Source organism: Amycolatopsis sp. ATCC 39116 (genome assembly GCF_000231075.2).
In the GTDB taxonomy this organism is placed as follows: domain Bacteria; phylum Actinomycetota; class Actinomycetes; order Mycobacteriales; family Pseudonocardiaceae; genus Amycolatopsis_E; species Amycolatopsis_E tucumanensis.
Genome location: NZ_AFWY03000014.1, coordinates 68,420 through 87,123 on the forward strand (window position 1 = coordinate 68,420; position 18,704 = coordinate 87,123).

Consider the following 18,704-nt stretch of genomic DNA (forward strand, 5'->3'; position numbering starts at 1 on the left):
AGGCTCGCCGGGAACGTGGCGATCGTGACCGGCGGCACGCGTGGTCTCGGCCTCGCCATGGCGGGCGCATTTCTCCAAGAGGGAGCGAGCGTCATCTGCGCTGCCCGGAGGGAAGCTCCTCTCGCCGAACTCCGGGCGGCACATGGCGACCGGGTGAGCGTCACCACCGTCGACGTCTGCTCGGCGGACTCGGTCCGGTCGCTCATGGACGCGGCGATGCGGCGGTTCGGGCGCGTGGACATCCTCGTCTCGAACGCGGGAGTCAGCCGCAACGGCAAGATCGTGGACCTCGGAGAACGAGAATGGCGAGAGGTGCTGGACACCAACCTGACGGGCGCTTTCCACTGCACGAAGTACGTGGTTCCGTGCATGGAGGCGGCCGGGGGCGGGCGCATCATCAACATCTCGGCCGGCATGTCGACACGCGTCGCGCCCGGCGCTGCCGCGTACTCGGCTTCGAAGGCCGCGCTCGAGATGTTCACCCGGGCATCCGCCGTGGAGCTGGCGAAAAAGGGAATCCTCGTGAACTGCATCGCCCCTGGATTCGTCAACACGGGGATGTACGAACCCCTGCGCGACGACGAGCGGCTGCGTTCCCGGTACGAACGCATGATGGTGTCCGGCCGTCCCGGTGAGCCGTCGGAGGTCGCGGCCGCCGCCGTGTTCCTCGCCAGTGCGGAGGGCTCCTACGTCAACGGGCACGTCCTGGAGGTCAACGGGGGTCTTCTGTGGTCCTGACCAAGCGAACCGACAGTAGGGAGAACACCGTGTACGTCGACGTGGCGGTCGAGGGTGCCGTGGCCACGGTCCGGATGGACCGGCCGCCGCTCAACGTCCTGAACCTCGAGTTGCTGAACTCGCTGCGGAAGGTGGCCGAGGAAATCGCAGGCAGACTCGACATCAAGGCCGTCGTTCTGTACGGAGGGCCGAAGGCGTTCTCCGCCGGAGCCGACATCCACGAGCTCGAGCAGCTCGCCGACGAGGATGCGCGGGAACACGCCAAGGCGATGCAGGACGCGGTGATGTCGGTGGCGCACATACCGGTGCCCGTGATCGCGGCCATCCGTGGAGCGGCTGTGGGTGGAGGGTGCGAGCTCGCGCTCGCCGCCGACTTCCGGGTCTGCGCGGACAACAGCGTGATCGGACTGCCCGAGATCCTGCTCGGGGTCATCCCCACCGGCGGTGGCACCCAGCGCCTGACCGCTGTGGTCGGTCTTCCACGCGCCAAGGAGATCGTCTACTCGGGACGGGCGCTCGCCGCCGCGGAAGCCGGGCAGATCGGGCTGGCCGATCTGGTGGTGCCCGACGGTGAAGTGCTCACCGAGGCGAAGAGCTGGGCAGCGCGTTACGCCGGCAGCTCCGCGACGGGGCTGCGGGCGGCCAAAGCCGCGCTCGAGTACGGACAGGACGACGGCCTCGCCGTCGAACTGGAGAACTTCGTCGAATCCTTCAACGCGCCCGATCGGAAGATCGGGATGCGCAGTTTCTTCGAGCACGGGCCAGGCCGGGCGGTGTTCGGCAAGGGCACGGAGGGGAAGTCATGAACACGAACGTGGGGATCATCGGCCTGGGCCGGTACCTGCCGAGCGAGATGCGGACGAACGAGGACGTCGCCGCTCGCACTCCCGGTGTGAACGCGGAGTGGGTCGGACGCCGGACGGGAGTGCTCACCCGGCACGTCGCCGCACCCGGGGAAGCCGCTTCGGACCTGGCCACACCCGCTGCCGAGGCTGCCTTGTCGGCCGCGGAGCTCGACCCCGCGCAGGTGTCGCTGCTCGTCGTGGCGACAACGACGGCCGACGAGCCCAGCCCGGCGACGGCCTGCCGGGTGCAAGCCGCGCTGGGAGCGGTCAACGCGGTGTCCTTCGACGTCAACGGGGCCTGCGCCGGCTGGCTGTTCGCGGTCAAGATCGCGCGCGACTGGCTGCGGGACAACCCGACGGGTGGGTACGCGGTCGTGATCGGCGTTGAGGTGTTCTCCCGGTTCCTGGATCCGGACGACCGTGCCACCGCTGTCATCTTCGGCGACGGTGCCGCCGCGACGGTGCTCGGACCGGTTCCCGACGGGACGGGGTTCGACGAGATCTGTCTCGGCACCGAGAGCGACCTGGCGGACGCCGTCGTGGTGCCGGGTGGCGGTAGCCGTCTTCCGGCCAGCCTGTCCACTGTAGAACGCCGTGAGCACACCATCCGGATGGACGGAAGGGCGGTCACCCAGTTCTTCCGGTCCAAGTTCCCGCAGCTGCTGCACGATCTGCTGGCCGACAACGACCTGAAACTGGACGAAATCGACGCTTTCGCCTGCCACCAGGCGAACCCGGTGCTGTTGAAGGCAGTGGCCGCCGAGCACGGGATCGACCAGGAGCGGCTCATCGTGGTGGCCGACCGCATCGGCAACATCGGGTCCGGATGCACACCCTACGCGATCGCAGAGGCGGTGGCCCGGGGACGTTTGCGGCCGGGCTCCCGGGTGGTCCTCGTCGCGTTCGGCGCCGGCATGACGTGGGGCAGTGCGTTGCTGACCTGGGCGCCGGGCGTTCGGCTGCTGGACGCCACCCCCGCCCCTGCCGCCCGTGCCAAGGAGAGTGTGTGATGACTACTTCCGGTCTCATCGGGCTGGGTATGAGCCTTCCGCCCGACATCGTGCCGAACGACAGGTTGATCCAGGACAACGGGCTCGATTCGAGTGACGAGTGGATCCGGACGCGCACCGGGATCAGTGCGCGGCGGATGGCCGACGAGTACACGAGCACCGGCGATCTCGGCGTCGCCGCTGGTGCCGCGGCCCTCGCCTCCGCCCGGTTCGTGACGGGGGGCGACGTCCGCCCGGACATGGTGATCCTGGCTACGACCACGCCGGATCACCGGTGCCCGTCGACCGCGCCGCACATCGCGCACCGCCTGGGCCTCAAGGACATCGCCGCGGTCGACGTCTCCGCCGCCTGTTCGGGGTTCGTGTACGCGCTCTCCCTGGCCCATGCGCTCGTCGTGGCGGGAACGTACCGGCAGGTCCTCGTGGTCGCCGCGGAGACCTACACGACGACGTTGATCGACCCACACGACCGGGACACCGCGATCCTGTTCGGCGACGGGGCAGGGGCGGTCGTGGTGGCCCCCGCGGCGCCAGGAGACCCGGGTGCGATCGAGTCGATCCAGCTGGGCAGCGACGGCACCGGGCTGGAGGTTTTCCACGTGCCGGCCGGCGGGTCGAGGTCGCCGTTCCGGATGAGCCAGGGCCCGGTCGAGGAGCTGTACGTCAGGATGAACGGGCGCGCGCTCTACACCAGCGCCGTCCGCCGGATGACCGCGACCGCCAGGGCCGCGCTGAGCGGAGCGGGCTGGTCGGTCGAAGAGGTCGACGTGTTCATCGGCCACCAGGCGAACCAGCGGATCCTCGACAGCGTCGCCGAGCACCTCGGTCTTCCACCCGGCCGGCAGCAGGGGAATCTGCGCGAACTGGGGAACACGGCCGCCGCGTCGGTGCCACTGGCTGTCGCGGACGCCGCGCTTCGCGGGGCTGCCGGCCCTGGCGACCGCACCCTTCTCGCCGCGTTCGGCGCCGGCTTCACGTGGGGTTCGGTGGCACTGCGGTTCCCGGCCGCCGTGCCCTACAGCCTCGCCCCGCACGCCGCCGGAGCGCCGGAACCCGCGGCGCCCGGCCGCCGGGTCGCCACCCACGCTTGATCACAGTTCCAGGAGAGGAAGCGATGACCGAACGCTACGAGCAGTTGACCCGGACCCTGGTCGAGAAGTTCTCGGCCGACCCGGAGCAAATCGACCCCGGCGCCACCCTGGCCGAACTCGGCCTGGATTCGCTCGCGGTAGCCGAGTTGTTCATGAACCTCCAGGACGAGTGGGATGTGCCGTTGCAGGACGACATCGATTCGATGGAGCTGACCCTCGAGCAGGTGCTGAAGCTGGCCGAGTCGGCGGGATGACGGGGGTTCCCGGCCGGTGGACCTCACCGGCCGGGAACACCCTCCAGGTGCTTCGGGCGCTCGTGGACCCCCACGCTCATCAACGCGATGTCGACGTAGCGCCGGGCGACCTCTTCGGGTGTCATCGGGCCCGTGGGGTGGTACCAGCGCGCGATGGACTGGCACATGCCGAGCAGGGCGCGGGCCGTCTCGGCGGGCTGCGTCACCGTGAAGATGCCCTGCACCGTGCCGTCGGTGACGACGCGGACCAGCAGGTCTTCCACTTCCTTGCGGATGGCCGCGTAGCGCTTGCGGTTCGGGGCCGACAGGTAGCGCAGTTCGACGTCCAGGGTGGCCAGCTTGACGCGGTGCGTCATGTACAGCACGACCGCCTCGATCATGTTCACGAACTGCAGGTCGGGGCGGTCGCCGGCGTCGTCCACCGCCGCCCGCGCCCGCCACGCCACCTCGAGCGTGCCCTTCTCCAGCAGCGCGACGAACACGCCCTCCTTGTTCTCGTGGTGGTAGTACAGCGACGGCACCGTCTGGCCGACCCTGCGGGCGATGTCCCGCACGGACGTGCCGTAGAACCCGCGCTCGTAGAACGCCTGGAGCGCCGCGGCCAGCAGGGGGGTCAGGTCGAGCGGCTCGAAATTGCGCCAGTCGCCCTGCCCGCCCCGCGCGGGGCGGGTCTTCCTCGCTGCTGCTTTCACGCCTGTCCACCCGACTTTCGTCCGTTGCCGGTGCCTGCCAAGGTTACGCCCCGCCTCAGTAGATCGCGGCGTACATGATCTTCTCCTGCGTCGCCTCCGCGCGGCTGAACTCCGCGACCGCGCGGCCGAACCTGGTGACCAGGATGCGGTCGGACACGGCGAGGATCTCCGGCAGGTACGAGGAGATGACGATAACGGCCTTGCCCTCGTCGGCGAGCGTGCGGATCAGGTGGTGGATCTCGTCGATGGCGCCGACGTCGACGCCGCGCGTGGGCTCGTCGAAGATGACCACCTCGGGCTCGGCGACCAGCGACTTGCCGACCACGACCTTCTGCTGGTTCCCGCCGGACAGCTCGATGATCTTCGCGTCCGCGTTGATCGCCTTGATGCGCAGCTTCGCCGACCACTCGCCGGCGATGCGCTTGCGCTGCGAGCCGGACAACAGCCACTGCCTGCGGCCCCGGCGCGAGGCGAGGTAACCGAGGTAGATGTTGTCGGCGACGGTCATCGTCTCGAAGAAGCCGTCGAGCTTGCGGTCCTCGGTGATGTAGACGATGCCGTCGTCGATCGCCTGCTTCGGCACCCGGTAGCGCACCGGTTTGCCGTTGAGGAGCACCCGCCCGCCGTGGATCCGGTTGCGTTTCAGTGCGCCGGTGACGATCTTCGCCGTCTCCGTCCGGCCGCTGCCGATCAGCCCGGCGATGCCGAGCACCTCCCCGGCGTAGGCCGAGAACGACATGTTCTTCACGACGTTGCCGAGGATCAGGTTCTCGACTTCCAGCACCCGGCGGCGCCGGACGTGGCCCTCGCGCGCGGCGGGCCGGTTCCGCGCCGCCCCGTCGAGCGGCCTGCCCACCATGTACTTGACGATCTCGTCCCGCGACGTCTGCTTCGCGTCCAGGCAGGCCACCCGCTTGCCGTCGCGCAGGACGGTGACGCGGTTGGCGATCGCGAGCGATTCCTCCAGCGCGTGGGACACGTAGATGATGCCCAGGCCGGCGTCGCGGAGGTCCTCGATCACGTTGAACAGGTGCAGGGTCTCCTCGGGGGTCAGGCTCGCGGTCGGCTCGTCGAAGATGACGATCCGGGCGCCGGTCCGCAGCGCCCGCGCGATCTCCACCATCTGCTTCTTCGCCGCGCCGAGGTTGGACACGTAGGCCGTCGGATCGACGTGGAAGTTCATCGACTGCAGCAGCTGCTGGGCCCCGATGTTGAGCGAGCGGAAACGGGTCAGCAGCTTTTCGTGGCCGAGCTCGATGTTCTGCGCCGCGGTCATCGTCGGCACCAGGCTCGTCTCCTGGTAGACCATCGCGATGCCGTGGTCGAGCGCCTCGTGCGGCCGCCGGAACGAGACCTCCTCGCCGCTGATGCGCACCACCCCGCTCGAGTGCTGCACCGCGCCGGCGAGGATCTTGCACAGCGTCGACTTGCCCGCGCCGTTCTCGCCGACCAGCGCGTGCACCTCGCCGGCGCGCAGGTCGAAGTCGACCTCGGAGATGGCGTGCACCCCGCGGTAGGTCTTGGTCACCTTCGCCATGTCGACGAGCAGCGTGCCGTCGCCTGCCGGATCGATGTCCAGCTGCTCCACCAGTGACTGGCTCATCGCGCGTCACCCGCCCTCGTGATCAGGACCTCGTCGGCGCCGCGGACCGCGACGAACAACCGGTTGCCGTACTGCTTCACCGACGTCACCCCGTGCCGCCGCCCGCCGCCGCGGCTGTGCATGCTGCGGATCGGGTAGCCGTCCGGGTCCAGCCGGGTCACCAGCCCGTAGGACCGGGGCGGCGCCCACGGTTTGATCACGCCGAGCTTGCGGATCTGGCCGCCCTGCAACGGTTCCAGGCCAGAGTCGAGGCCACGCAACGCGGGGCGGATCCACAGGTCCGGTTCGATCGTCCGCATCATCTCCTCGACGTAGTCGCGCTGGGTGAGCACGAACTCGACCAGCTGGGTGCGCAGCGCGAACATCGCGAGCCAGTACCCGCCGCCCGAGGCCGGGCTGATCCGCCCCGGATAGCCGGGCAGGTTGTCCCGCAGCACCTCCGGCCGGCCCGGATCCGCCAGCGGGTACCGCACGAGCCGGTGCGACCACGCCTCGCTGACGACGAGCGAGCTCTCGTCGGCGGTGAGCGTCACTCCGCTCGGATGGGCGAGGCCACGGGCCAGCACCGTGGTGCGCCGGGTCCGCGGGTCGTGCCGCAGGAGCCGGCCCAGTGCGTTCTGCTCCATCAGGTCGCGGACCCAGTCCCCGCCGTGGTGGCGCGACGAGCCGTCGGTCAGGTAGATCGTCCCGTCGCCGGCCACCACGACGTCGGTCAGGCAGTGGGTCGGCACCCCGTCGGCGTCGGCGTCGACGAGGACCTCGGTGCCGCCACCCTGGTCGATGCGGACGAGCCCGAGACCCGCCACGCACACCAGCAGCCCGCCCTCGTGGTCGACGGTGATCGCGCCGGCGTCGCCGGGCACGGTGGCGGCGATCTCGTGGTGGGCGAAGTTCAGCCCGTACCGCCGCACCACCTTGTCGGCCGTGGTCACGTAGAGCGATCCGAACGCGTCGCGCACCATGTCGTCGGGTTCGGGCAGCTCGTCGATCGACTCCTCGATGCGGTCCAGCTCGTCGTTCGGGGTGAGCCCGCCGTCCAGCGGCGGGATGGCCCTGGCGCCGGACCGGCCGGGGAACAGGAACTCCTTGACCAGTTCCCACGCTTCTGCTCGTGGCACGGTTCCTCCTCAGCTCACCGACGCGTGGTGCGTCTCGCGTGCCTCGCCGGCGGCCGCGGCGGGCGCCTCGCGCAGCTTGATCCGGCCGATGCGGTTGTTCTCCAGCCCGCCGATGTACAGGTAGCCGTCGTGCTCGCGCATCGACGTGATGGTGGAGTGCTTCTTCCCGCCGGGGTCCCAGTAGGTGTCGAGCACCTCGCCCCGCTCCGACACCCGCACCACGCAGCCGTGGTTCATGCTCGGGTAGAGCCATTCGTCGCGGGGGATGCGTTTCATCATGCGGCGGCGGAACTTCGGCATGCGCATCGCCAGGTCGTAGGCGGGGGAGCGCATGCCGCAGATCGCGACCCAGTACGCGCCGCCGGAGGCGCGGTTGATGTTGTCCACGTACCCGGGGAAGTTGTCCATGAACACCTCGAGCCGGCCCTTCTTCGGGCCGCTGTGCCAGTACCGCAGGATGCGGCACAGCCAGGTCTGGGCGATCAGCACCGATTCGCCGTCGTGGGCGCAGCACACGCCGTTGGGGAAGACGAGGTCCGGCACCGCGGTGCGGGTCTTGCCCGTGACCGGGTCGTAGCACAGCAGACGCCCGTTGGGCCGCCCCTCGATGCCGTCGAGGACCCAGTCGGCCATCTCGAACCGGTTGGTGGCCTCGCTGAAGTAGATCTTGCCGTCCGGAGCGATGTCGAGGTCATCGGGCAGGCGCAGCCTCGAGTCGTCGCGCAACCGGGTCCACGTCCGGTTGGTCTCGTCGGAGAGCTTGCGGTGCTTGCCGTCGGGCGAGACCGAGTACAGGCCCATCCCGCCGACGCAGACGATCAGGTTGCCCGCCGCGTCGAAGGCCAGGCCGAGCGGATGCCCGCCGATGCGCGCGAACACCTCGCGTTCGCGGTAGCCCTCCCCGGAGAACCGCAGGATCCAGCCCTGCCGGGTGCCGCAGTAGATCCGGCCCTGGTCGTCGAGGATGACGTCCTCGGGGCCCTCGACCTCGCCGAGGCCGATCTCCTCGGCGTCCCCGAGCCGGTCGTTGATCTCGTACGGGCTGCCCGAGCCCCGCCGCACGTCCGGCGGGGTGCCGTACTCGACCAGCGTCGGGTTGACGTAGGTCTTCTGGATCGCCTTGCCGCGGTTCTTGCCCCACTTGGTGTCGAGCCCGACGGCGATGATCAGCACGATGGCCAGCGCCGTCTGCAGGACCTCACCGCCGACGTCCATCAGCAGCAGCCCCTTGCCGAGCAGGCTGATCGTGGCCGCGCCGATGAACGCCCGCCACACCGTGCCCTTGCCGCCGGACAGGCTGATGCCGCCGAGGATCACCGCGGTCAGCACGCTGAGCTCCATGCCTTCGCCGACGCGGGCGCTCGCACTGCCCAGGCGCGCGGCGTAGAAGACACCGGCGAGCGCGCACAGCGCGCCGGAGATGACGTAACCCAGCAGCAGGACGCGTTCCACGCGGATGCCGGCGTGCCGGGCGGCCCGCCTGCTCGCGCCCACGGCGGTGACGTGCCAGCCGAACCGGGACCGGCTGAGCAGGATGTGACCGGCGACGAGCACCACGAGCAGCGTGACGAAGCTGAACGGGATGCCGGCCACCTTGCCCGTGCTGAACCAGTCCCACACCGGGTCCATCAGGAACACCGTGGCGGTCTGCGCCGAGTAGTGCAGGTCCAGCAGGTTGAGCACACCGCGGAAGATGATCAGCGTGACGAGCGTGGTGAGGAACGGCCGCGCCTTGAGGTAGGCCACGATCGACCCGTTCACCGAGCCGAGTACCGCGCCGACGACGATCGTCAGCAGGATCGCCGGCACCACGGGCACACCCACGACGGTGATCAGCAGGAGCACCACGATGTTGCACAGCCCGAACATCGAGCCGACGGACAGGTCGATCCCGCCGGAGATCATCACGATCGCCATGCCGAGGCAGACGAGCGAGATCTCGGCGAGCTCGGTCGCCGAGGACAGCAGGTTCGCCGTGGTGGCGAAACCCGGTGCGGCGAAGGAGAAGAAGACGATCACACCGACCAGGATCGCCAGCGGGATCGCGGGTTCCATCCACCGCTTCTCGAAGAGCTCGGCGAACACCTGCTGCGGGGAGAACCGGTATCGCAGGTGCCGCAACCGGGTGCCCAGGTTCTCGTTCTCCAGAACGTTGCGCTCCGGTGGCCGGCGCCGGGCGGGCACGGGCCGGACTTCCGTACTTGCCGTCATGGCGGTCCCTCTCGGTGGCGGCGGGTCAGGAAACGGTGAGCCCGTCGCTCTTGCCGTCGTAACACATGTTCGGCTGGTTCCAGTTGGACTTGTCGATCTTCACCAGCGGCGTGTAATCGGCGATCCGGGCCGTGCCGGGCGCCTGGCCGGACTGCAGGAGGTACTTGGCGATGGCGACGATGTCCGTGCCCTGCGTGGGCACCGAGTACCCGTAGGACTGGTGGAACATCCCGTCGCGGATGCCCTCGCAGGTGATCGAGCTGTGGTCGGAGGTGAACACCTTGACCTGCCCGAGCTTCCCGGCCTCCTTGATGGCCGCCGCCGATCCGTACTGCATCTGGTCCCAGAAACCCCAGCTGGCGCACAGGTTCGGGTGCTGCTGGATCACCGTCGCGGTGATGTCGTGCGCCTTGGTGCGGTCCCAGTTCGCCGCCTGCGTGGAGACGATCTTGATCTCCGGGTGCTGGTCGAAGACCTCCTTCGCGCCCGCCATGACGTCGAGCGTGAACCCGGAGGTCGCGTCACCCTGCACGATCTGCACCTCGTGCGAGGTGGGGGTGTGCGCGCCGCACTCGCTGACGATGTCGGTGGCGATCCGGCGGCCGAGGTCGATGGTGTCGGCGCCGACGAAGGCGTCGGACTTGTAGTTGCTCACCATGTTGATCTGGATGACGTAGATCCCGGCCTGCTCGGCCTGCTGGATGAGCTTGGCGAGGATCTGCACGTCGAAGTTGTGCACCACCAGCACCGCGGGCTTCTCGTTGATCAGCGACTGCACGGCTTCGGCCTGCTTCGCGGTGTCCCAGTTGGGATCGCGCAGGACGTAGTTCAGCCCGGCGGCCTTGAAGCCGCTCTCCATCTGCCGGTTCCACTCCTCCATCAGCGGAGTGCCCAGTCCCACCGGGACGAACGCGACGGTCTTGCCCTCGATGCTCTGCAGGGCGTGGTTGCGGAGCTCGCCGGCGGACGCCGTCGGCGGGACCTGGCCTGCCGCGGCCGACGTCGAGTTCGCCCTGGTGCCGGTGGAACAGCCGGTCGCGATCAGCATCGCGGCGGCGCCGAGTGCGAGTGCGCGGACCGCGCGAGTGCGAAGTGGACGCATGGGAGGACCTCCTTGTCCTTCGGTGGATGTCCGGGGGCGGTCAGTCGCCCTGGCGAACGGTCTCTTCGTCGCGCGGGTGCAGCCGGTTGTCCAGCACCAGCGCCGCCAGCAGGATGAGACCCTTGACGATGTCCTGCTCGTGGGTGTTCATGTTCATGATCGTCATGCCGTTGAGCATGATCCCGATCAACGCGGTGCCTGCCACCACGCTCGCGACGCTGCCGCGGCCGCCGACGAGGCTGATCCCGCCGACCACCACGACGAGCAGGACGTCGTAGATCAGCGAGCCGTCGATGACCTGGGTGTTGAGCCCGCCGACCGCGCCCGCCGTGACCAGGCCGCCGACGAACCCGATCGCGGCGCTGGCGGTGTATTCGAACACGGTCAGCGGCCGCACCGCGATGCCGGTGATCGCGGCCGCGCCGGCGTTGTCCCCGTGCGCGTAGATGAAGCGTCCCCCTCGGGTCCGGGAGAGCATCAGCTGGGCGAGCACGGCGACGACGGCGAACACGATGATGGGGACCGGGATCCCGACGACGGTGCCCTGACCCAGTGCCAGGACGAACTCGCGGTCACCCGGCAGCTCCGCGATCAGTCCGTCGAGGACGGTGGTGCGGGCGAGACCGTACACCAGCAGACCGGAGGCCAGCGTCGCGAACAGGGCCGGGATCTCGACGAAGGCGATCAGGAACCCGTTGAGCAGCCCCATGATGACGACGATGCCGAGCCCGACGAGCAGGGCGACCGGTGTGCTGACCGGGGTGCGCATCAGCTGGATCGCGACCGCGGTGGCCACGCCCATCGACGCGATGAGGGAGAGGTCCATCCCCCTGGCGATCACCACGACCGCCATGGCCACCCCGAAGATCCCCAGCGAGGAGACGCTGCGGACCAGGTTGACCAGGTTGTCGACGTTGAGGAACCCGTCGAGGGTCAGGCTGAAGGCCACGAACAGGGCCACGACCACGAAGAGGACCACCCGTTCCTGGGAAATCCGGTTCCGGAATGACGGTCGCGACCTCGGTAGAACTGCGCTCATCGCTACTCCATTGTCCGATGCGCGAGGTGCTTAGCGAGCACTAGATAGGATTGACGGAAAAGATACACGGGTTCGTTTTTCAGACAAGTCCCCGTGGTCCACGGGAGCGGGTTACCACCCGTTGGGGTGAGGTGGGCCGGGGCGGCCGGCGGCGTGATTGGGTAACGCTTCGGTCTCGGGGGCCGCCGCCGAGTGGCACCGTGAGCCGACGTCTCAGTGACTAGATCCGTTGCTGCGCTGGGAAGTTTCAGTCCTGAATGGTCAAAGGTTCAACCGTGTTGCCGCGGCCGGGCGGGTTGTCCGCAGGGCGAACTTGACAAACGGAGCGGTGCGTGCCCTACTTATCGGGCGTTAGATAGCCAGTGGTGTTCACGGACGCGACAGGGAGCGGTGTGACGCATTCACCGTCGCGCTGATTTTCTTTTGCCGAATTCGTCGATTTCGTTTTCCTGCCGGTCACCGTTGCCTCGGAGAAAACCGCATGCTTCCCTCTTCCTGGGCCCCGCGGCTGCGCCTGCCGCTGATCGCGGCGCCCATGACGGCCGTCTCGGGTCCCGCTCTCGTCGTCGCCGCCTGCCGGCACGGCGTCATCGGCTCGTTCCCGACGCACAACGCGCGCAACCCCGCCGAGCTCGACCGGTGGCTGTCCCTGATCCGTGCGGCGCTGCCCGCCGCGGCCGCGCCGGTCGCGCCCAACCTGGTCGTGCACCGGTCGAACACCCGGCTGCGGGAGGATGTGGACTGCCTCGTGCGGCATGGCGTCGAGGTGGTGATCACCAGCGTCGGTTCCCCGGAGCCGGTGGTGGGGCCGCTGCACGACGCCGGAGCGCTGGTGTTCGCCGATGTCGCCACCCTGCGCCACGTGGACCGCGCGCTCGCCGCCGGAGCGGACGGTCTCGTGCTGCTGACGTCGGGGGCCGGCGGGCAGACGGGGTGGAACAACCCGTTCTCCTTCGTCCGCGCGGTGCGGGAGCGCTACGCCGGGCCCGTCGTCCTCGCCGGTGGTGTCGGTGACGGTGTCGCACTGCTCGCCGCCCGCCTGCTCGGCGCGGATCTGGTCTACATGGGCACCAGGTTCATCGCGACGGAGGAGAGCCTGGCAGGTGACGACTACCGGCAGGCGCTCGTGGACGCCTCGCTCGACGACATCGTCCAGTCGCGGGGCCCGAGCGGGCTGCCCGCCAACTTCCTCGCCGCTTCGCTGGCTGCCGCCGGCGACGGCAAGGATCGCACCGGGTTCGACTTCCGGACCCTGCTCGAGCAGCCGCGCGCCTGGCCGGCCGGCCAGAGCGCGCACGGTGTGCGCCGCGTGCAGAGCGTCGCCGACCTGGTCGAGTCGGTCCGGGCGGAATACACCTCGGCCCTCCGGGCCGTTCCCGTCGATCCCCTCGCCGAGGCCTGTGCGGCCGGAAAGGAGTCCTGATGTCGTTGTGGGGAACGCTGCCGAGCGTCCTGGACCGCGCCTGCGCGTACTACCCGGACCGGGTGGCCATCGTGGACGGTGGCCGCCGGATCCGGTACCGGGAGCTGCGGGAGTGGTCCGACCGCGTCGGCAACGGCCTGCACGAGCTCGGGGTGCGCAAGGGGGACCGCGTCGGGCTGCTGATGCCGAACTGCCTGGAGTTCATCCCGACGCAGCACGGGATCTGGAAGGCCGGCGCGGCGACGGTGCAGATGCCGGCCAGGGCCTCGGCCGAGGACCTCGCCTACTTCCTGGAACAGTCGGAGGCGTCGGCACTGGTCTACCACGCACAGTTCGAGCCCGTGGTCGGGAAGTTCCGCACGCGGCTGCCGGGAATCCGGCGCTACGTCCGCCTGGGCGGCGGGGAGGACGTGGCGGACACGTGGGACTACGGGATGGTGTTCAGCGCGGCGCCGACGGAGACACCGGTCCCCGAGCCGGCGCCGGACGACCTCGCCTACGTCGCGTTCACCTCGGGCACGACGGGCACCCCGAAGGGGGTCGTCTACACGCACGAGGCCTGGTCGCACTACATCGTGACCGCCGGTCTGGAGATCGCCGACACCCGGCCCGGCGAGGTGTTCGCCCACGGCGCGCCGCTCACGCACTTCACCGGGGCGTTCGTGCTGCCGACGTTCATGCGCGGCGGGACGAACGTCATGCTGCCCTCCCTCGACGTGGACCTGCTGCTGGAGACCGTGGCGAAGGAGCGCGTCACCGCGACCGCGGTGGTGCCGACCGCGCTGTACCTGATGCTCGACCACCCGCGCCTGGCCGACATGGACCTCTCGTCGCTGCGCACGGTCGTCTACGCCGGGTCCCCGATCGCGCCGGAACGCCTGCGCCAGGCGCTGGCCGCGCTCGGGCCGATCTTCGTGCAGACCTACGCCGGTCACGAGCCCGGGTTCATGACCACGCTGCGCAAGGAGGACCACCGGCTCGGCACGCCGGAGGAGGCCGCGCGGCTGGCGTCGGCCGGGCGCCCGATGTTCCACGTCGAGATGAGCATCCAGGACGAGTCCGACCGGATCCTGCCGGTCGGGGACGTGGGCGAGGTCTGCACCCGGCAGGAGGGGCAGATGGTCGGTTACCTCGACCCGGCGCTCGACAGCGAGGCGATCCGCGACGGCTGGGTGCACTCCGGGGACATCGGCTACCTCGACGACGACGGGTACCTCTACCTCGTCGACCGGAAGAAGGACATGATCGTGACGGGCGGGTTCAACGTCTTCCCGAGGCAGGTGGAGGACGTCCTGGCGCAGCACCCCGCGGTCGCGCAGTGCGCGGTGTTCGGCGTGCCCGACCCGAAGTGGGGTGAGGCGGTCAAGGCGGTCGTGGTGCCGAAACCCGGGTCCGATGTCGGTGCTGAGGAGCTGATCGCTCTGGTCAAGGAGCACAAGGGCAGCGTGTGGGCGCCCAAGTCGGTGGACTTCGTGTCCGCGTTGCCCCTGAACGCGTCGGGCAAGGTGGACAAGAAGTCGCTGCGCGCGCCGTACTGGGCCGGGCAGGGCAGGCGCATCGGCTGAGGCGTCAGCAGCCGGCGGCGGGGGTGCCCGGCGGGCTGAACTGCAGCCACACCGTGTTCGTTCGGGGGAGCAGGTACGTGGCGTCCTCGGGGCGGCGCCAGCCGTCCGGGACCAGGACGTACTGGCCGCCCGACTGGAGCAGCAGCTTCAGCCCGGGGTAGCGGTACTGGAACGCGCCGTCCGGGGCGGGGCAGTGCACTTCGCCCGGGAGGTTGAGCCGCTGGGTGCTGAAGAGGACCACCGCGGGGCGGGCGGGCAGCGCCTGCTCCGTTTCGAAGGCGCGGCGGACGCCGACCTGGCCCGCGTAGTCGGCGACCGCCCAGAACAGGCCGAACGTCACCAGCGCGTAAGCCACCAGCCACTCCGCCACCCCGAGCGCGCTGCCTGCGGGCGCGGTCCACCGGCGCCACGCGAAGATCAGCAGCACCACGGCGAGCGCGAAACCCAGGCCGGGCAGCGCGGTGAACCGCCGGTAGGGCACCGGGTCCAGCGCGATCGCGAACGTCACCGCGAGCAGCGCCGCCCCCAGCACCGCGGCCACCGGCGTCGCCCGGCGCAGGAGGGTCTGCCACGCCCGCCGCGACAGCCGGAACCGCAGGAAGCGGATCACCCCGAGCACCAGGAACACCGCCGCGGCGATCTCGGCGATCGGCAGCAGCAGGCCGTCCACGCCGCGCGCCAGGATCTCCGGCGTGGTCTGGCCGAGGAGTGTGTAGTGCACGCGGAAGTAGCTGAAGAACACCTGTGTGGTCAGGAAACCGAAGTAGTACAGCAGGCCGGTCAGCAGCGTCGCGTTCGCGGCCAGGGTGCCGACGACGCGCAGCGCTCTGGCCGGTCCGGTCTGCGGCGTTGTCCGGGGGCGGGGTGGTGACAGCCGGGTCCTAGCCACCGGTGCTGTCCGAAGTGGACTGCTCCGAAGAGGACTCCTCGGTGGACTCCTCAGTGGTGGTTTCCTCTGTGGTCTCACAGGGTTTCGCCGTGATGGTGATCGTTCCGCCCGGGTACACCGGGTCCGGCGAGATGTCCGTCGCGCAGTCGCCGGAACCGACGATCCGCACCCGCACACCGCACCGGTCCGGCCCGCAGAACTCCGCGAGCTCGCGGAGGATCGCGCCTTGGGCGCTGGTCGGCCCGGCCGCGCGTACCGTGCTGTCGTAGTTGATCGGGCTGCCCGGCACCCCGGGCGGAGCGCTCTTCTTCGAGGTCCGCGTGCGCTCAGTGGTGTCCGTCGTGCCGGTGGTCGTCTCGCTCGCCGTGGTGCTCTCGGGCGGGCTGTCCGCGGTCTGCTCGCCGGGGATCGGCGACCCGCCCGCGCACCCCGCGAGAGCCGCGCCGATCAGCAACGCTGCTGCTTGATACCTCCGCATGGTTCACCGTCCCGGAGGGAGTTCTTGCTTACAGGACGCACCCGGGGCGCGACCTGATACAGCAGTTGACTAGTCCCTTCGGGTGAATCGGCGGGGTTGCGGTGAGGTGCGCGCCGCCCAGTTCGATTTCGCCGCCTTCGGCGTAGGTCGCGAACACCCGCCCGGCCGGCCGCCGGGGCTCCGGCGAGCCCGGCCAGCAGCGGGACGTGGATCCAGAACGACCGGACGTCGTCCGCTCTCGTCGTCCAGGGTGCGGACGCGAGCGGGGTCGTGAACAACCAGTTCCTGTTCGTAGACCTTGAAGCGCTGGGCGGTGCTGAGTTTGATCACCGCGGCGTCGCGGGATTGCCGGTCCGAACCGGCGACCGTGAAGACCGGCAACCCGGTGCACACCACCGCGACGGCCGCCGCTCGCCAAATCGGGCCACGCAGCCGCGCCACATGATCCCAAGTTACCGGCGCGCATCTGTGACCGGAGCCACTTTGACAACCCCGCCGCGGCTACCTGAGTATCTGCAATTAACCATCTGGTCCATTGAGAAGGAGCACGACGTGGTGGCTCAGCCGGGTGCCGACAGGGCGCGCTCGCGGAAGGCGGCACTCGCCGCCTGGGTCGGCAGCGCTCTCGAGTACTACGACTTCTTCATCTACGGCACGGCGGCCGCGCTGGTGTTCGGCAAGATCTTCTTCCCGGCCTCGGATCCGTCGACCGGCACGTTGCTGGCCCTGTCCACGTTCGGCGTCGGCTACGTGTCGCGGCCGCTCGGCGCCATCCTGCTCGGCCACCTCGGCGACCGGTTCGGGCGCAAGCGCGTGCTCGTCCTCACCCTGCTCCTGATGGGCGTCTCGACGGTGCTCGTCGGCTGTCTGCCCAGCTACCAGACCGCCGGGGTCGCCGCCCCGATCATGCTCGTCGCGCTCCGGCTGCTGCAGGGGCTGTCCGCGGGCGGCGAGCAGGCGAGCGCCAACTCGATGTCGCTGGAGCACGCGCCGGAGAACCAGCGCGCCTACTACACCAGCTTCACCCTCAGCGGCACCCAGGCCGGGCAGATCGTCGCCACCGCCGTGTTCCTCCCGGTCGCCGCGCTGCCGCAGGACGCGCTGCTGTCCTGGGGCTGGCGCGTGCCGTTCTGGGGCAGCGCCCTGATGGTCCTCGTCGGCTACCTGGTGCGCCGCACGGTCGAGGAGACCCCGGTGTTCGAGCAGGAGGTCAGCGCAGGCGAGGTCTCCAAGCTGCCGCTGGTCGTGCTGCTCCGCGAGCACTGGGCCGACGTGCTCCGGGTGATCGTCGCCGCGCTGATCGCCTCCGTCAGCACCATCTTCACCGTCTACGCCCTGTCCTACGCGGTCAACACCGTCGGCCTGAGCAAGACACCGATGCTGTGGGTCGGGGTCCTCGCCAACATCGCCGCCGTCGTCTCGATCCCGCTGTGGGCGAAGCTCGCCGACCGCGTCGGGCGCAAACCGCTGTTCATCGCCGGGTCGCTGGGCTGCGCGGTGCTGATCTTCGCCTACCTCGGCGCCATCGCGGCGGGCAGCTGGGTGCTGATCTTCGCCGTCGGCATCGTCCTGTTCGGCGTCGTCTACACCGCCACCAGCGCCGTCTGGCCCGCCTTCTACGGCGAGATGTTCCCGGCGCGGGTGCGGTTGTCCGGCACCGCGATCGGCACCCAGATCGGCTTCGCCATCAGCGGGTTCCTGCCGACGGTCGCCGCCGCGGTCGCCGGCGACGGGGCCGGCGCGTGGCTCGGCGTGTCGATCTTCACCGCGGGGCTGTGCCTGGTCAACGTGATCGCGGTGGCCACCGCGCGCGAGACCTACCGCGTGCCGACCGCGCGGCTCGGCCTCAAGGAAACCGCCGCGCCGGAGCCGGTGGGCGCCGCGCGGTGAGCCGGTACGAGGTCCACGCCCTCTGCTACGGCCGCCGCGAGGGCACCCGGGGACAGCACTTCCTCGGGTGCGCCGCGGGGGAGGCCGACCAGCCGCACCCGACCGCGTACTACGTGTGGCTGGCGCGGTCGGCCCAGCACACCGTCCTGATCGACGCCGGCATCCACCCGACGCGAGTGCCGCCCGGCCTCGACTACCGGCGTCCGGCCGAGCTGCTGGACTCGATCGGCGTCGCGGCCGGGGACGTGGACCTCGTGGTGCTCACGCACCTGCACTACGACCACGCCGGGACGGTCGCGGACTTCCCCGGCGCCCGCTATGTCGTGCAGCGCGCGGAACTGGCCTACTGGACGGGACCGTGGGCGAAGCGCATCCGGCGCGAGCACTGGCTGCTCGACGAGGACGCGCTCGGCCACGTCCGCGGCGACCGGCTGTCCGAAGTGGACGGCGACGTGGAGGTCCTGCCCGGGCTGAGTGTCCACGTCGTCGGCGGGCACACGGCCGGGATGCAGATCGTCCGCGTCGCGACCGCCGCCGGGCCGGTCGTGGTGGCTTCGGACGCCAGCCACTTCTACGAAAACCTCGACGACGACCGCCCGGCGCCGCTGCTGCACTCGATGCCCGGCGTCTACGGCGCGTTCGACCGGATCCGCGAGCTGAGCGGCATCGTGCTGCCCGGCCACGACCCGGAGGTGCTGGAGCGGTACCCGGCCGCGGGACGGGACGTCGTCCGCGTCGCCTGAGCCGGGCACCGCT

The 18,704-nt window shown here is 69.9% G+C and carries 17 protein-coding genes; 9 read left to right on the forward strand and 8 right to left on the reverse strand.

The window, feature by feature from the left end:
• Positions 1–24: 24 nt before the first annotated feature.
• The 5 genes from AMY39116_RS0317375 to AMY39116_RS0317395 are packed head-to-tail and all read left to right on the forward strand — an operon-like array spanning position 25 to position 3,938.
• Positions 25–738, forward strand: a complete 714-nt coding sequence (locus tag AMY39116_RS0317375; protein WP_027936006.1) for an SDR family NAD(P)-dependent oxidoreductase — start codon at positions 25–27, stop codon at positions 736–738.
• Positions 739–767: 29 nt separating this feature from the next.
• A complete protein-coding gene (locus AMY39116_RS0317380; RefSeq protein ID WP_027936007.1) occupies positions 768–1,544 on the forward strand; it encodes an enoyl-CoA hydratase/isomerase family protein in 777 nt (258 codons plus the stop codon).
• The gene (locus tag AMY39116_RS0317385) at positions 1,541–2,593 is read left to right on the forward strand and encodes a 3-oxoacyl-ACP synthase III family protein (RefSeq protein WP_020418905.1); all 1,053 of its coding nucleotides are present in this window, start codon (positions 1,541–1,543) and stop codon (positions 2,591–2,593) included. Before AMY39116_RS0317380 ends, AMY39116_RS0317385 begins: the two co-directional genes overlap by 4 nt.
• The gene (locus AMY39116_RS43065; RefSeq protein ID WP_084506110.1) at positions 2,593–3,684 is read left to right on the forward strand and encodes a beta-ketoacyl-ACP synthase 3; all 1,092 of its coding nucleotides are present in this window, start codon (positions 2,593–2,595) and stop codon (positions 3,682–3,684) included. Before AMY39116_RS0317385 ends, AMY39116_RS43065 begins: the two co-directional genes overlap by 1 nt.
• 23 nt (positions 3,685–3,707) lie before the next feature.
• Complete coding sequence (locus AMY39116_RS0317395; protein WP_020418907.1) at positions 3,708–3,938, forward strand: acyl carrier protein; 231 nt, start codon at positions 3,708–3,710, stop codon at positions 3,936–3,938.
• 23 nt (positions 3,939–3,961) lie between these two features.
• On the opposite strand, the gene AMY39116_RS0317400 is transcribed toward AMY39116_RS0317395, so the two are convergent.
• From AMY39116_RS0317400 to AMY39116_RS0317425, 6 genes are read right to left on the reverse strand one after another with little or no spacing between them, the layout of a single operon-like run.
• Positions 3,962–4,630 carry a TetR/AcrR family transcriptional regulator gene (locus AMY39116_RS0317400; protein ID WP_020418908.1) on the reverse strand — a complete coding sequence of 223 codons (669 nt, stop codon included), beginning with the start codon at positions 4,628–4,630 and terminating at the stop codon, positions 3,962–3,964.
• 55 nt (positions 4,631–4,685) lie between these two features.
• Entirely contained in the window at positions 4,686–6,233 is a 1,548-nt protein-coding gene (locus AMY39116_RS0317405) for a sugar ABC transporter ATP-binding protein (RefSeq protein WP_020418909.1), read from the reverse strand.
• Complete coding sequence (locus AMY39116_RS0317410; RefSeq protein ID WP_020418910.1) at positions 6,230–7,351, reverse strand: SMP-30/gluconolactonase/LRE family protein; 1,122 nt, start codon at positions 7,349–7,351, stop codon at positions 6,230–6,232. Before AMY39116_RS0317410 ends, AMY39116_RS0317405 begins: the two co-directional genes overlap by 4 nt.
• Before the next feature lie 9 nt (positions 7,352–7,360).
• Positions 7,361–9,562: an SMP-30/gluconolactonase/LRE family protein gene (locus AMY39116_RS0317415; RefSeq protein WP_157358584.1), complete on the reverse strand. Its 2,202-nt coding sequence runs from the start codon at positions 9,560–9,562 to the stop codon at positions 7,361–7,363.
• Between the two features lie 25 nt (positions 9,563–9,587).
• Positions 9,588–10,664, reverse strand: coding sequence for a sugar ABC transporter substrate-binding protein (locus AMY39116_RS43070; protein WP_020418912.1), 1,077 nt, complete (start codon positions 10,662–10,664; stop codon positions 9,588–9,590).
• A gap of 40 nt (positions 10,665–10,704) precedes the next feature.
• Complete coding sequence (locus AMY39116_RS0317425; protein WP_020418913.1) at positions 10,705–11,643, reverse strand: ABC transporter permease; 939 nt, start codon at positions 11,641–11,643, stop codon at positions 10,705–10,707.
• A gap of 541 nt (positions 11,644–12,184) precedes the next feature.
• Here AMY39116_RS0317425 and AMY39116_RS43075 point away from each other — a divergent pair.
• Both AMY39116_RS43075 and AMY39116_RS0317435 read left to right on the forward strand, forming a co-directional pair.
• Positions 12,185–13,126 (forward strand): nitronate monooxygenase family protein, encoded by a 942-nt coding sequence (locus tag AMY39116_RS43075; RefSeq protein ID WP_020418914.1) that lies wholly within the window; start codon positions 12,185–12,187, stop codon positions 13,124–13,126.
• Positions 13,126–14,691: an AMP-binding protein gene (locus AMY39116_RS0317435; RefSeq protein ID WP_020418915.1), complete on the forward strand. Its 1,566-nt coding sequence runs from the start codon at positions 13,126–13,128 to the stop codon at positions 14,689–14,691. Before AMY39116_RS43075 ends, AMY39116_RS0317435 begins: the two co-directional genes overlap by 1 nt.
• Positions 14,692–14,695: 4 nt before the next feature.
• Here AMY39116_RS0317435 and AMY39116_RS0317440 read toward each other — a convergent pair whose 3' ends face one another.
• A complete protein-coding gene (locus tag AMY39116_RS0317440) occupies positions 14,696–15,580 on the reverse strand; it encodes a hypothetical protein (RefSeq protein WP_020418916.1) in 885 nt (294 codons plus the stop codon).
• Entirely contained in the window at positions 15,573–16,058 is a 486-nt protein-coding gene (locus tag AMY39116_RS0317445; protein ID WP_027936012.1) for a hypothetical protein, read from the reverse strand. The genes AMY39116_RS0317440 and AMY39116_RS0317445 overlap by 8 nt, the downstream gene beginning before the upstream one ends.
• 552 nt (positions 16,059–16,610) lie before the next feature.
• Between AMY39116_RS0317445 and AMY39116_RS0317450 the strand changes: the two genes are divergently transcribed.
• Together AMY39116_RS0317450 and AMY39116_RS0317455 are read left to right on the forward strand one after the other, a co-directional pair.
• Entirely contained in the window at positions 16,611–17,948 is a 1,338-nt protein-coding gene (locus tag AMY39116_RS0317450; protein WP_020418918.1) for an MFS transporter, read from the forward strand.
• Entirely contained in the window at positions 17,945–18,691 is a 747-nt protein-coding gene (locus AMY39116_RS0317455; protein WP_020418919.1) for an N-acyl homoserine lactonase family protein, read from the forward strand. Before AMY39116_RS0317450 ends, AMY39116_RS0317455 begins: the two co-directional genes overlap by 4 nt.
• The last annotated feature ends 13 nt before the right edge of the window (positions 18,692–18,704 follow it).

Bases quoted from the DNA above. Each gene is read 5' to 3' on its own strand.
- AMY39116_RS0317385 (WP_020418905.1), top strand. From the start codon at position 1,541: ATGAACACGAACGTGGGGATCATCGGCCTGGGCCGGTACCTGCCGAGC.
- AMY39116_RS43065 (WP_084506110.1), top strand. From the start codon at position 2,593: ATGACTACTTCCGGTCTCATCGGGCTGGGTATGAGCCTTCCGCCCGAC.
- AMY39116_RS0317395 (WP_020418907.1), top strand. From the start codon at position 3,708: ATGACCGAACGCTACGAGCAGTTGACCCGGACCCTGGTCGAGAAGTTC.
- AMY39116_RS0317405 (WP_020418909.1), bottom strand. From the start codon at position 6,233: ATGAGCCAGTCACTGGTGGAGCAGCTGGACATCGATCCGGCAGGCGAC.
- AMY39116_RS0317415 (WP_157358584.1), bottom strand. From the start codon at position 9,562: ATGACGGCAAGTACGGAAGTCCGGCCCGTGCCCGCCCGGCGCCGGCCA.
- AMY39116_RS43070 (WP_020418912.1), bottom strand. From the start codon at position 10,664: ATGCGTCCACTTCGCACTCGCGCGGTCCGCGCACTCGCACTCGGCGCC.
- AMY39116_RS43075 (WP_020418914.1), top strand. From the start codon at position 12,185: ATGCTTCCCTCTTCCTGGGCCCCGCGGCTGCGCCTGCCGCTGATCGCG.
- AMY39116_RS0317435 (WP_020418915.1), top strand. From the start codon at position 13,126: ATGTCGTTGTGGGGAACGCTGCCGAGCGTCCTGGACCGCGCCTGCGCG.
- AMY39116_RS0317445 (WP_027936012.1), bottom strand. From the start codon at position 16,058: ATGCGGAGGTATCAAGCAGCAGCGTTGCTGATCGGCGCGGCTCTCGCG.